At 41.1% G+C, this 12,018-nt stretch carries 14 protein-coding genes, 1 tRNA gene and 2 pseudogenes; 14 read left to right on the top strand and 3 right to left on the bottom strand.

The genetic code is table 11. The annotated features are described in order from the left end of the window. The coding region (locus RHS_RS25955; protein WP_047834803.1) for a transposase at window positions 1-286 on the bottom strand (286 nt) is incomplete at its 3' end. Between the two features lie 24 nt (window positions 287-310). After that, window positions 311-403, bottom strand: coding sequence for a hypothetical protein (locus RHS_RS32035; RefSeq protein WP_395023548.1), 93 nt, complete (start codon window positions 401-403; stop codon window positions 311-313). A gap of 83 nt (window positions 404-486) precedes the next feature. Between RHS_RS32035 and RHS_RS32030 the strand changes: the two are divergent. The 5 genes and pseudogenes from RHS_RS32030 to RHS_RS25935 all read left to right on the top strand — a co-directional run. After that, window positions 487-630: pseudogene (locus RHS_RS32030) on the top strand (hypothetical protein); the annotation flags it as partial. A gap of 174 nt (window positions 631-804) precedes the next feature. Continuing rightward, window positions 805-878 (top strand) — tRNA-Pro (locus RHS_RS25950). Between the two features lie 139 nt (window positions 879-1,017). Next, on the top strand, window positions 1,018-1,245 hold the full coding sequence (locus tag RHS_RS25945) for a hypothetical protein (RefSeq protein ID WP_395023547.1): 228 nt from the start codon (window positions 1,018-1,020) through the stop codon (window positions 1,243-1,245). A 163-nt stretch (window positions 1,246-1,408) separates the two neighbouring features. After that, window positions 1,409-1,636, top strand: coding sequence for an HPr family phosphocarrier protein (locus RHS_RS25940; protein WP_027295757.1), 228 nt, complete (start codon window positions 1,409-1,411; stop codon window positions 1,634-1,636). 192 nt (window positions 1,637-1,828) lie between these two features. Beyond that, window positions 1,829-2,914: a hypothetical protein gene (locus RHS_RS25935; protein WP_047834802.1), complete on the top strand. Its 1,086-nt coding sequence runs from the start codon at window positions 1,829-1,831 to the stop codon at window positions 2,912-2,914. Window positions 2,915-2,952: 38 nt separating this feature from the next. Here the strand turns inward: RHS_RS25935 and RHS_RS25930 are convergent, their stop codons facing one another. Beyond that, window positions 2,953-3,495 (bottom strand): hypothetical protein, encoded by a 543-nt coding sequence (locus RHS_RS25930; RefSeq protein WP_027295759.1) that lies wholly within the window; start codon window positions 3,493-3,495, stop codon window positions 2,953-2,955. Between the two features lie 102 nt (window positions 3,496-3,597). On the opposite strand from RHS_RS25930, the pseudogene RHS_RS32025 reads away from it, so the two are divergent. The 9 genes and pseudogenes from RHS_RS32025 to RHS_RS25890 form a co-directional block, all read left to right on the top strand. Further along, window positions 3,598-3,702: pseudogene (locus RHS_RS32025) on the top strand (DUF6783 domain-containing protein); the annotation flags it as partial. A gap of 238 nt (window positions 3,703-3,940) precedes the next feature. Next, window positions 3,941-4,594 (top strand): response regulator transcription factor, encoded by a 654-nt coding sequence (locus tag RHS_RS25925; protein ID WP_027295760.1) that lies wholly within the window; start codon window positions 3,941-3,943, stop codon window positions 4,592-4,594. Further along, complete coding sequence (locus RHS_RS25920) at window positions 4,595-6,013, top strand: ATP-binding protein (protein ID WP_027295761.1); 1,419 nt, start codon at window positions 4,595-4,597, stop codon at window positions 6,011-6,013. Continuing rightward, the gene (locus tag RHS_RS25915; RefSeq protein WP_027295762.1) at window positions 6,010-6,960 is read left to right on the top strand and encodes a hypothetical protein; all 951 of its coding nucleotides are present in this window, start codon (window positions 6,010-6,012) and stop codon (window positions 6,958-6,960) included. Before RHS_RS25920 ends, RHS_RS25915 begins: the two co-directional genes overlap by 4 nt. Window positions 6,961-7,068: 108 nt before the next feature. Further along, on the top strand, window positions 7,069-7,854 hold the full coding sequence (locus tag RHS_RS25910) for a M15 family metallopeptidase (protein ID WP_395023546.1): 786 nt from the start codon (window positions 7,069-7,071) through the stop codon (window positions 7,852-7,854). Window positions 7,855-7,866: 12 nt separating this feature from the next. Beyond that, window positions 7,867-8,139, top strand: coding sequence for an acylphosphatase (locus RHS_RS25905; RefSeq protein WP_027295764.1), 273 nt, complete (start codon window positions 7,867-7,869; stop codon window positions 8,137-8,139). An 87-nt stretch (window positions 8,140-8,226) separates the two neighbouring features. Further along, window positions 8,227-8,670 (top strand): GNAT family N-acetyltransferase, encoded by a 444-nt coding sequence (locus tag RHS_RS25900; protein ID WP_027295765.1) that lies wholly within the window; start codon window positions 8,227-8,229, stop codon window positions 8,668-8,670. 84 nt (window positions 8,671-8,754) lie between these two features. After that, window positions 8,755-9,954: an AraC family transcriptional regulator gene (locus tag RHS_RS25895; protein WP_027295766.1), complete on the top strand. Its 1,200-nt coding sequence runs from the start codon at window positions 8,755-8,757 to the stop codon at window positions 9,952-9,954. 107 nt (window positions 9,955-10,061) lie between these two features. Beyond that, window positions 10,062-11,993 (top strand): FAD-dependent oxidoreductase, encoded by a 1,932-nt coding sequence (locus RHS_RS25890; RefSeq protein WP_047834800.1) that lies wholly within the window; start codon window positions 10,062-10,064, stop codon window positions 11,991-11,993. The last annotated feature ends 25 nt before the right edge of the window (window positions 11,994-12,018 follow it).

The raw sequence follows: 12,018 nt of genomic DNA, 5'->3' as shown, positions 1-12,018 counted from the left end.
CTAACGAAAGTTCTTCCAATGCGGCTTCAAGGCTTAGAACGCGAAAAATATTATCCAGTACGCCAGCATCAATCCACTTACGAAAACGGCTGTATACACTTTCCCATGGCCCATAACGCTCAGGAAGATCACGCCATGGGGCTCCGCTTCGCGCCAGCCAAATCATTGCATTAAGCATGGTACGGTTTTCTTTTGAGGGACGACCTGGTTTTCCTGTGTTTTCAGGAGGAAGTAAAGTTACTATATGATTCCATTCATCATCTGTTAATTCATATCGTCTCAACATATAAAACACCCCTTTTTCTTTATTTTACCATAAAACGGGGATGCAAAACATTTGTTTTGTGCAACTTTTAATTTTAAAACACGCTCTAGAGCGTGTTATAAAATTCATTCCTGCCATCTGCACGCCCCACTTTGCGGCATATTTGCCCCGAATTCAGGTCCCGCTACGCGCCCTTCATCCGGGACAAATCTACCACAAACTGTGACGCACATCTGTCAGAAAGCAATTTTCAAACACGCTCTAGTAGAGGAAGTGATATAGAAACGTCACCACTTCCGGAAATACACGGGGCAGGGTACAGAATTCGATACTTTTGTAAGAATTTCAATCCTGCCTCTGTGTGATTAGACCAGAAGGTATCAAGCCTAAATTCGGCACTTACATATTAGAAAGCGTGGTACGGTACCTGAAAAAAAAGTCTAAAATGATATAAAAAATAAATTGAAAAAAATGTAAAAGTTTATAAATTAATACTTGATTTTATAGCGATCCAATGCTATAATGATAAAGCTGAATAGCGAAGCGTGGCTCAGTTTGGTAGAGCGCTGCGTTCGGGACGCAGAGGTCGTGGGTTCGAATCCCGTCGCTTCGATTCCTTGGCAGGGGCGCCGGAAACCTTATGTTATATGGGGTTTCCGGTCTTTTTTTGTTTAAAAATAAGGATGTAAAAAGTATCGGTCATTCCATTATTTCTTTATTTAGATTTTGTTGGAATTGCAATCTGGATAATTTTGTTTGTCATTAACATGTGTTATGCAATTCGTATTGAAAAGCAGAAGGCAACCCATGACATTCAAACTTATAAAAAAATTGCAGCTTTTGCAGAAGGCAGAAGACTGGATGAAATTGAAAAAAATCGGGAGTCAGGTAAAAGACCTTACCAAACTATTTTCAATGTAATCGGTTCGGGCTTTATTACAGCAGTTGTTGTAATTGCTATGTATTTTTTATTCAGTTAAATTAGAAATTCGAACTGTAGAGGAAAAGATCGTAAAAAATTACACGTTTTCAGAAGATTTTTCTATTCTTTTTTGATCCAAAGAGTATTATACTATAGCTATCAAAATAAAGAGGCAGACAAACTAAAATTTTAGAAATAAGGATTAGAAAGGAGGAATTTCTATGAAACGGTTCACCTGTACATTCTCCTCCGTGGAGGACATACTTGCATTTGTAGACCGCGCTGAGAAATGCGATTATAATATTGATGTAAAATACGATCATGTACTGGTTGATGGCAAGTCAATTATGGGTCTGGTAAGTCTGGGAATTGAAAAGACGGTGGAAATAATCTGTTACAGTGATCTGGCAGTAGCGGAAACATTGGTTCCGGGTGCTATAGCAGCATAGTAAAAAATTAGGTGAAATATTATAATGGCAGTTGTAAGCTGAAATGCTTGCAACTGCCATTTTTGACGGAAAATATTGCAAAGTAACGTAAATTATGATATTCTCTTAAAAGTATTACCATTATTTGATCTACTTTATAACAGGGAATGAGTTGTGGATGATATTTGCTTTTATGAATTGGAGAACATAAGTATGACGAAGAAACAAGCATTTCGTACAGCAGTGTTTTTTGTGCTTCTGGTCGGAATATTATGGGGATTAAACAGCCTTTTTGTACATCCGGCTGCTGATGGGACTACCGCACGTTACCGTGCATTTTATAAGGAAGAAAAAGAAAATACATGGGATGCGGTTTACATAGGCAACAGTGTTGTTGAACGAGCATGGGTGGCACCTCTTGCCTGGCATGAACATGGGATTGCGGTTTATTCCATGTCGACTGATCTTCAGCCTATGAATTTGACTGTTAATGTTTTAAAAGAAGTAAAAAAGAAGCAGAATGTAAAACTTGCGATCATAGATCTTAGAGGAATTAGAGAGAGTAAATTAATTGAGCGGGACTATAAAGTGAGGCGTCTGACAGATAGTATGCAGTTTTCCGAAAATAGATTTGATGCCATCAATAATGCATTTGAATTTGCAGAGAATTACCGAAAGGATGAAACGGATTTAGATGATAAAATATCCCATTTTATTCCGTTTTTGAAATATCATTCCAGGTGGGAAGAATTGAGTGAAACAGACTTTGTAAAGCCGGTTACCAAGATGAAAGGTGTATATGAACAGACCGCTTTTAAGATCAGGGATAAAGAAGGACCGACTATTACGAATAGTATAGGGGAACTGAGTGAGACACAGTTAAAGATTCTGACTGACATTATGAATTATGCCAAAGAAAATGATATTCAGCTTTTATTTACAGCTGTTCCCACACGTATTGGGAGTGGAGACCAGGAACACATTAACCGGGCATTTCAGATTGCAGAAGAGAATGGTTTTCCAGGCATCAATTTCAATACGGAAGAGATGTACCGGGAGTTGGGTATTGATTTTACCTCAGATTTTTGTGATACAAATCATCTGAATTCCAAAGGAGCCAGAAAACTGACTGCTTACCTGGGGAAGTATCTTGCAGAAAATTATGATTTTAAGGATAAACGTGGTGACGAAGAATACAAGAGCTGGGATGATGCCTGGGAAGAATATACCCTGTTCTATGACGAAGGCTGGAAGAAGGCAGACGAAAAGAGAGCTAAAAAACTAAATAAAACAAAGTAAAACAGGTCGGATTTCTATGAAAGAAATCCGACCTGTTTTTATCGTCTCAAGACTTTCTGACTCTGCCAGAGGAACATCAGATACAAAATACCGGCAACCAACTGAATAATTGCAATTATAAATGTTACAATAGATGCTAAAATATTAATAATTGGAATATACATCAGCAGCTCGCAGATCAGCATAACGACCATACATAATCCATATAATTTCCAGATCAGCCCTGCACGGCTTACCAGTGTCTGGTCTACGCCCCACAAAATACCGGCGGTGGCTTTACAGATATAAAATACGGATAGGAATGATAAGATGGTGTTCGCCATGCTCAACATGCCTGAAATAATGCCATGATTGAAAAACATACCAATAATATTAACAGCAAGATTTATAATTGTGATAAAAAAGGCTGTCTTATAGTCCTCGCTGACCCCGGATAGGATATAAATTGCGTACAGGCAGATGATAAAGCTTGCCAGTACCGCTACGATTCCCAAAATCGGGATAAAGCCCAGTAATCCCAATATCTGACCTATAAATAAATAGTATATGCCGTTTCCGGCTTTTCCTCCTATGCTTCCCATAAGAAAACCCCCTTTATATGAAATGATAATCCTAGAGCGTGTTTGAAAATTCATTCCTGCCATCTGCACGCCCCACTTTGCGGCATATTTGCCCCGAATTCAGGTTACGTAGCCCGCTACGCGCCCTTCATCCGGAACAAATCTCCCACAAACTGTGACGCACAGGTGCCAGAAAGCAAATATAAGATATACTCTAGTGTAGCATAGGATAAAAAATAAGTCCATCCTAAAATGCCAGGTTTAAGAATCTTGTTCTTTCCGGCTTTTATGGATAGGGCTGCCATAATTATCAGTTTGTTTTTTCGACTTTTTTCATATATACTGGAACTGACAGTTAAAAAATACGAAAAATAGAAGAAATGCATCATACATGATACAAAAATGATGCAACTTTGGCGCAAAATAGAAAAAGAACAATGAAGCAATTACAAACGGGGGAGAAAAAATGATAAAAATACTGGTTGTTGAAGATGAAGAGCCGATTTCTAATTTAATCCGCATGAATCTTGTGAAAGCAGGATATCAGTGTGAGTGCTCATTTGATGGTTTAGATGCTGCGGATAAGATGGCAGAAGGAAATTATGATCTGGTACTTCTGGATATCATGCTGCCAAAGATTAATGGATATGAATTACTGGAGTATGCCAAGACCCTGAATCTTCCCGTTATTTTTATAACGGCTATGGGATCTCTGGATAATAAAGTGAAGGGGCTTCGCCAGGGAGCAGATGACTATATCACCAAGCCATTTGAAATTATAGAGCTGCTTGCCAGGGTGGAAAGTGCCCTGAGACGATATAATAAAGCGGAAAAGGTAATCCGTATTCTGGACATTGAGATAGATGTTTCTTCCAGGATTGTCAGACAAAAAGGTGAGCAAGTGCTGCTGACTTTGAAAGAATTTGAATTGCTGCTTCTATTTGTACGCAATAAGAATATAGCCCTTTACCGGGAGACGATCTATGAAAATGTATGGGGAAGCAGTTATCTGGGAGACAGCAGGACTGTGGATTTGCATGTACAAAGGCTGCGAAAGAAGCTGAACTGGGAGACCTATATAGTTGCCGTATATAAAGTGGGATACAGACTGGAGGTTTAAATGAAATTTCGCTGGAAGATTTTCTTTATTTTTACGGCATTGATTGCAGTCGTATTCAGCATTTTTGGCATTTGGATAGTGACCGCCACATTTCAGTCATCCCTGGACCGGGAGATTGAACGTGGGAATTCCGAAAATAAAATGTTCCAGTTTGCATTTGAAATGTCCGTAAATTCATTAGGAGAAGAATATCTGGTTATAGATGATAAAGTGATTAAGGATATCGCCAATTCACTGAAGAAAAGTGTAGGAGGAAGCAACAGCTATATCAGAGTCTATGACAAGCAGAGAAAAGTGCTGTTCAGTGACGCAAACATAAAGACAGATACTGACTTTATCTCAAGACTTCAGGATAATAATTACGGATATGAAATAGTAAATGAAAATGAAGGCTATTATCTGATCGTAATGTGTAAAAGCGAAAGTAAGGAGAGCATATTTTATCTGGAGAATATCATGGATATTTCCTACATATATTCAGAGCGTGAACAGCTGTTTCAACGTTACCAGATTGGGATTGTCGTGCTTTTAGTGGGGACCGGTTTTGTAACCCTGATGCTTTCCAATTATCTGACCCGGTCAGTAGTTACCCTTTCGAAGGTAACCAGGAAGTTTTCCAGGGGAGATTATCAGATAAGGGCAAAACGCGTGAGCGAGGATGAGATCGGAGAGCTGTCCCAGGACTTTAATGATATGGCGGAAAATCTGTGTCAGAAAATGGGAGAGCTGGCGCAGGCAGCCAGGCGGCAGGAAGATTTTACGGCCTCCTTTGCCCATGAACTGAAGACGCCGCTTACATCCATCATAGGATATGCAGATATGCTGCGGACAATGGATCTGGATAAAGAAGAAATAATGGAAGCATCCAACTACATCTATTCCCAGGGAAAGCGTCTGGAAAGCCTTTCCCTAAAGCTGCTGGAATTAATTGTAACGAAGAAGCATGAATATGAACTGACGCCGATTCAGGCAGAGGCGTTTATGAAAAATGTGGTACAGACAGTAAGTGCATCTCTGGAAGTGAAACAGATTACGCTGCATATGAAGGCGGAAGAAGGCGTTATTATTGGAGAAAAGGATCTATTGGTGTCCCTGCTGGTGAACCTGATCGATAATGCCAGAAAGGCGTCTTACGAACAGGGTGACATCTGGATTACGGGAAAGAGAAACCAGGATGATTATGAAATTATGGTAAAGGACAATGGCTGTGGTATACCAGAGGAAGAGCTCAGTAAAATCACAGAGGCATTTTATATGGTGGACAAGTCCAGAGCCAGAAAAGAAGGAGGGGCGGGTCTTGGAATGACACTTTGCAGTAAAATTGTGGAGATCCATGATGCCAAATGGCGTATCCGAAGTAAAGAAGGAGAGGGAACGACGATCTGGATTTCCTTCCCGGAAGGGGGAGCGGGCAGATGAATTGGAAAAAAATAGGAATGTATACCCTGAGTTCAGTCTTTGTAGGTGGATTAATTGCAATGGCTGTCTTTTTCCCCCAGTATTACAGCAAGATACATGACAATAAATATCTGAATAATGTTACCATTGTGGATAGAGAGAAGGTTTCCCTGTCTTACGATTATAATACATCCTTAGAGAGTAAACTGGAGGTTTTGATGCAGCCGGTCAGAGAAAACACAAAATTCAGGCCGGTCCGTCAGACGAAAGATAATGTGGTCAGTGACAAAAAATTAATTGAGGGTCTGGCAAAAGAGGTAATTGGGCTGCAGAAAGCAGGTGTTTTCTGGATGGTGGAGCAGTACCCCTATGTGGATTACTTTGTGGATGCTTCCCTTTACAGTGTGAAAAACGAATCCTCTACACTGAATCCAAATGACAACGTGCTGTTCTGGTATATGAGGTTTAGTGACTTTACGACTTTTGACTTTGAATTTTGTGTAGATGCATATGATTACAAGATTTATAGTGCAGGTATTTCATGTGACATCCTTCATAAAGAGTATGATATTCTTCAGTCGCAGATGGCAATGAATGAAATATGGATAAAAAATAGCCAAAATGATGTAAGTGTTACGGAAAGTGCAACGGAAGATATTGCATCAAGCGTGGAGGCTGAAACGGAAGATCCTTCAATGAAGGAAAGCAGTGAAGAGTTTTACTATTATGTGAATTCTCAGAATTCAATACTGATGGAAGGTTTCCAGCAGTATTATGGTGCAGATTTTTCTGAAATTATAGGTTTTGATTATTTATATTCTATCATTAAATACCAGTTTAAGAATACTTCAGCCAATGTCAGAAAGAGCTGGTATGGGAAAAATGTTGGAGCAAATTATATGCCGGCATTTGCTGTTGGCATTGAAACAATGGCGGACTGGGTGGAGAATGCAGATAAAAATGAGTAAATGATACAACTATGATACAAATTTCACACGATTTTGATGCAGTTGGGTTCTATCCTATGTATAACGATACGGAATATAAGGGGATATCTGTTATAAGGAGGGACAATTGTGAACAAAAGACGAAAAAAGAGAATACGAAGGTTAAGGGCTCATTGCCTGCGTTTTTTGGTGGGAGGGGTTTTATGCTTTAGTATGGTAGGCATACTTATGCTGGCGGCAAATGCATTTAAGTCAATGGAAAATAAACCGGCAGCAAAAGTTGTCCAAAATGATAAAATCAATACCGGCGGAAACGAATTAACAGTTAACCGGCAGAATACAACGGATTCGGAATCGAATCTGTTAATTCTGGTTAACAAGGACCATCCGCTGCCGGATGATTACCAGGTGGAGTTAAAGACCCTGCAAAATGGACTGACCAGCGTGGCTTCTTCCATTTATGAGCAATTGAAGGAAATGCTTACAGATGGAAGTGAAGAAGGGTTGGAATTCTGTGTGGCTTCCGGCTACCGCAGTGTAGAAAGTCAGCAGAAAATTCTGGATCATGATATCAGTGCTCTGATGCAGCAGGGGCTGACATACGAAGAGGCATATGAGGAAAAAACAAGAGTTGTCATGCCGCCGGGCTATAGTGAACATGAATCCGGACTGGCAGTAGATATTGCAGCTTTAAGCAACCAGAAACTGGATGACACGCAGGAGGAAACACCGGAAAATAAATGGCTGCAGGAAAATTGTGCCAGGTATGGATTTATTCTCAGATATCCCAAGGGGAAAGAAGATATCACAGATATAGATTATGAATCCTGGCATTTCAGGTACGTGGGAGTCGAAGCAGCACAATATATTATGGATCACAATTTGACATTAGAAGAATATCTTGAGAAGAAGTAGGGGGGGATACCTATGAAGGTAAGAAAGAGACTTATTATTTTAGGTACAGGCAGTGAAAAGAGGTTAAAACCGAGATTATTTTTTATGGCAGGTAAAATGGGGCTGTCAGGATGGATTATCAACATGAGTACCGGAGTTTTAGAAGCGGAATTTCAAGGGGACGAAAGAAGAATACAAAAGTACATAGACCGGATTACAGCCGAATATAATCTAAACATGGATAATATCCGCTGCGAACTGGTGGAAATGGATGAGGCGGATGATGGAAGTCTGAGAATCGGATAAGCATATGAGCGCCGTACGTGATGCATCCGTCCGGTTCTTCTTGCAGACAACGATTTTAAACACGTTCAGGGAATATGGAGGTTAGATATGATCAGAGAATTTGTAGAAAACGATTTGGAACGGGTAATGCAGATCTGGCTGGATACCAATCTGACGGCACATAAATTTATTTCCAGGGATTATTGGGAAGATCATTTTGATATGGTTCTGGAGAGCCTGCCCGGAGCGGAGATTTACGTATACGAAATAAATGGGAACGTCCTTGGATTTATCGGGATTGTGAACGGATATATTGCAGGATTATTTGTAGATGCAAGGGTGCAGTCAAAGGGAATCGGACATAGCCTTCTTACGGTAGCGAAAAACAAATATCCGGTACTGACCCTGCATGTTTATCGCAAAAACGAACGGGCTATTGAATTCTATAAAGACGAGGGATTTGTCGTAGAAGAGAAAAAGCAGGATCCTGTAGTGGGAGAAGATGAGTACAAAATGCTGTACCGGTCCTGCAGTATGGCTGTGGGCGGATGAAGTAAGATGAATCCGGTTGACTTTGAGGATCCATCATAATACAATACAGGAAAAGCCACTGGCTGTTGTAAAGGAAGAGAATTCATGAAACGGCAGAATGACTGGTATACCGGTATTAATTATTATGATAATTATAAGGAAAAAGAGATTCAGATTGAGAAGAAAAAAATCGCAGTGCCATTGGAGCAGCATATGCATGAACAGGTTGAGATCATATATGTGCTGTCCGGGGATGGGATCATCCGGGTAAATGGATGTGATTATCCGGCGAAAGAAGGATCTTTCTTTTGTCTCTATTCCCATCATTTCTATGAGATACATACGATTAAAAGAGAAATAGAAGCGGTAGTTGTCAAATTTTATATTGGATTATTTATGTATATGTGCTGGGAAAAACATCCCAGGAATGCCAATGCCAAGCTGGTTTATGATACCTGCCCGATGGCAGAATTACAGGGCGGGCAGAAATCCAGGGTAGAGGCACTGGTGCTTGACCTTCTGCAGGAAAAGAAGGAGCAACGATTTGGCAGTAAGAATATGATACTGTATAAAACATTGGAGCTTCATAATTATTTTTGCCGCTATGCCTATGAAAATATTGGAAAAAATAAAAAGGAAAACCATGAAGTCTGGAATGTAATACAAAAAGTGTCTCTGGCAGGCGGAGAACATCTGAGTTTAAATGATATGGCACAGGAAATGTACTGTTCGCCCAAAGTGCTGAATCAGAGAATCAAAAATGCATGTGGTTATACTTATTTTCAGCTACAGCAATATGGAAGGATTATCAACGCCTGCGCATTGCTGCATTTTACGGAACTGACAATGGAATACGTAAGCGGATTACTGGGATTTCCATCGGTACCCGCATTTTACAGGGTATTTGAACAACATTGTAATATGACACCACGGGAATATCAGAGAGAATTCATCGGAAATGGAAAAATGGAAATGGAAGGTGATGGTATCGGCATGCAGTTCCTGCAGTATCTTCATCTTAATTTCATGAAGGAAATAAATATCGAAAAGATGAGTGAGGAATTTTACCTGAAACCGTATACGGTGAAACAGATATTTAAAAATGTATTTGGAACGGATTTCCGGAGTCTGTTAAATGAAATCAGGGTTTGCTATGCAGCGGCATTTCTGAGGAGCACAAAGTTAAGTGTATTGGAAATTTCTGTGCGCTGTGGATTTGAATCCCTGTCTACGTTTCAAAGAACATTTCAGGAGTGGATGAATCAGTCTGCTTCCCAATTCCGCAAGTTATTCCAAGGGGAATAAATGAGAAGAAAACTAATGTTTTTGAATATATTAATCTATATAAAATCGCTATAATGTAAGAAAAGAGCAATCTATATCTGCTACTTTCGGACAGGAGGCGGTTTTTTATGTTTAAAAAATTATTCAGCCCAATTAAAATCAGGGGCATGGAACTGCAAAATCGTATTGTTATGCCGGCAATGGGCACAAGAATGGCAAGCGAGAAAAGCGAGGTTACCCAGAGACTGATCGATTATCATGAGGCAAGGGCAAAAGGCGGCTGCGGGCTTAATATTGTAGAGGTGGCTGCAGTGCATACGCCGAGTGCACCAGCTCATTTTGTTTCGATCAGCGAAGATTCTTATATTGAGGGTCATCAGAGGCTGACAGATGCCATTCACAGAGCAGGAGGGAAGGCAGGGATCCAGTTGTGGCAGGGGTCAATTGCTACGGTAATGGATCCGAAGGCAAAAATGCTGGTGGTGAATGACATGAATTTTGGAAACTATACACTTCCGGCAATTGAAATAGAAGAGATTGCGGAAATAATAGGATGTTATGGAAAAGCAGCCGGCAGATGTGTAACAGCAGGTTACGACTGCATTGAGTTTCATTGTGCCCATAATTATCTCCCTCATTCCTTCTTAAGCGGAGGACTGAACCACAGGACGGATGAATATGGGGGAAGTTTTGAAAACCGTGCCCGGTTCCCGCTGGAATGTATCCGGGCAATCCGGGAAAACATACCGGAGGATATGCCGCTGTTCATGAGGATTGATGCCCACGACGATTTTCTTCCCCAGGGTCTGACAATCGAAGAAGTAATTCGGTTTAGCAGGCTGGCTCAGGATGCGGGGGTAGACGTCCTGGATGTTTCCAGAGGAAATATCATAACGGCAGCGTCTCTGTATGAGGTACCGCCCATTGATGTGCCAAATGGATTTAATGTGGAAAATGCCAATCGTATACGGCGTGAAACCGGTATGGTCACAATTGCGGTAGGAAGAATAAACACTGCCCAGCTGGCTGAAGATATCCTGGAGCAGGAGAAAGCAGATATGATTGTTATGGGGAGGGCGCAGCTGGCAGATCCCGAATTTGCAAATAAGGCAAAGGAAGGAAGAGTCAGGGACATTATTCATTGTGTTGGCTGTGACCAGGGATGCTATGATGGATTCTGTGATATTGTAAACCGTCCGTTCATTACCTGCATGAGAAATCCGGCATTGGGACACGAGAAGGAGCACCGGTTAGAAAAAGCGGCAAGCCCCAGGAAAGTTTTGATAGCCGGCGGAGGTATGGGAGGAATGGAAGCTGCAGTGGTACTAAAAGAACGGGGACATTTACCTGTAATTTTTGAATCCGGTGATCATTTAGGCGGTCAGTTTATTACAGCAGGAGAAGCACCCGGTAAGGCAGAAATGAAAAATGCAGCAATATCTTTTGCAGAACAGGTAGAAAGGGCCGGTATCCCGGTACATTACGATGCCGAAGTAACGCCTGCTCTTATTCGGGAGGAATTACCGGATGCTGTAATTCTGGCAATTGGGTCATCACCGATTGTTCTGAACCTGGAAGGCATAGAGAGTCTGCCTGTCTATGAAGCACATGAGGTCCTGGATGGCAGGGCAGATCCAAAAGGTGATATCTGTGTGATTGGCGGAGGGCTGGTGGGACTGGAAACGGCAGATGCATTAGCTTCGGCAGGACACAAGGTTAAGGTAGTGGAAATGAAAGAAACAGCCGGTGAGGATTTGGGCAGCCTGAGAAAAATTGCGGTAATGCAGAAAATGCAAAGTCTGGGTGTTGAGATTATAACAAAAGCAGTGTGTAAAGAGGTCTGTGCTCAGGGTGTGGTAACGTATCAGAAGGACAGGGAATCGATAGTAACCTGTGACAGTGTTGTAGTTGCAGCAGGCTCCAGGGCGAATGACAGTACGGCACTTACAGCAGTCTGTGATGAATTAGAGATACCGTATTATGTAATTGGGGATGCAAAAAGGGCAAGGCGTGCACTGGATGCAATTGCGGAAGGGTACGAAACAGCCCGAAATCTTTGAATTAACGCAAATGTATAATCATGTG

The organism is Robinsoniella sp. RHS (assembly GCF_001029355.1).
Lineage (GTDB): Bacteria > Bacillota > Clostridia > Lachnospirales > Lachnospiraceae > Robinsoniella > Robinsoniella peoriensis.
The sequence above is the reverse complement of the archived record's forward strand: the minus strand, read 5'-3'. Positions and strand labels throughout refer to the sequence as shown.

Excerpts from the sequence above, each read along its gene's own strand:
- RHS_RS25915 (WP_027295762.1), top strand. The coding sequence starts at position 6,010 with ATGAATTGGAAAAAAATAGGAATGTATACCCTGAGTTCAGTCTTTGTA.
- RHS_RS25895 (WP_027295766.1), top strand. The coding sequence starts at position 8,755 with ATGAAACGGCAGAATGACTGGTATACCGGTATTAATTATTATGATAAT.
- RHS_RS25925 (WP_027295760.1), top strand. The coding sequence starts at position 3,941 with ATGATAAAAATACTGGTTGTTGAAGATGAAGAGCCGATTTCTAATTTA.
- RHS_RS32035 (WP_395023548.1), bottom strand. The coding sequence starts at position 403 with ATGGCAGGAATGAATTTTATAACACGCTCTAGAGCGTGTTTTAAAATT.
- RHS_RS25905 (WP_027295764.1), top strand. The coding sequence starts at position 7,867 with ATGAAGGTAAGAAAGAGACTTATTATTTTAGGTACAGGCAGTGAAAAG.
- RHS_RS25890 (WP_047834800.1), top strand. The coding sequence starts at position 10,062 with ATGTTTAAAAAATTATTCAGCCCAATTAAAATCAGGGGCATGGAACTG.
- RHS_RS25930 (WP_027295759.1), bottom strand. The coding sequence starts at position 3,495 with ATGGGAAGCATAGGAGGAAAAGCCGGAAACGGCATATACTATTTATTT.
- RHS_RS25940 (WP_027295757.1), top strand. The coding sequence starts at position 1,409 with ATGAAACGGTTCACCTGTACATTCTCCTCCGTGGAGGACATACTTGCA.
- RHS_RS25900 (WP_027295765.1), top strand. The coding sequence starts at position 8,227 with ATGATCAGAGAATTTGTAGAAAACGATTTGGAACGGGTAATGCAGATC.
- RHS_RS25935 (WP_047834802.1), top strand. The coding sequence starts at position 1,829 with ATGACGAAGAAACAAGCATTTCGTACAGCAGTGTTTTTTGTGCTTCTG.
- RHS_RS25920 (WP_027295761.1), top strand. The coding sequence starts at position 4,595 with ATGAAATTTCGCTGGAAGATTTTCTTTATTTTTACGGCATTGATTGCA.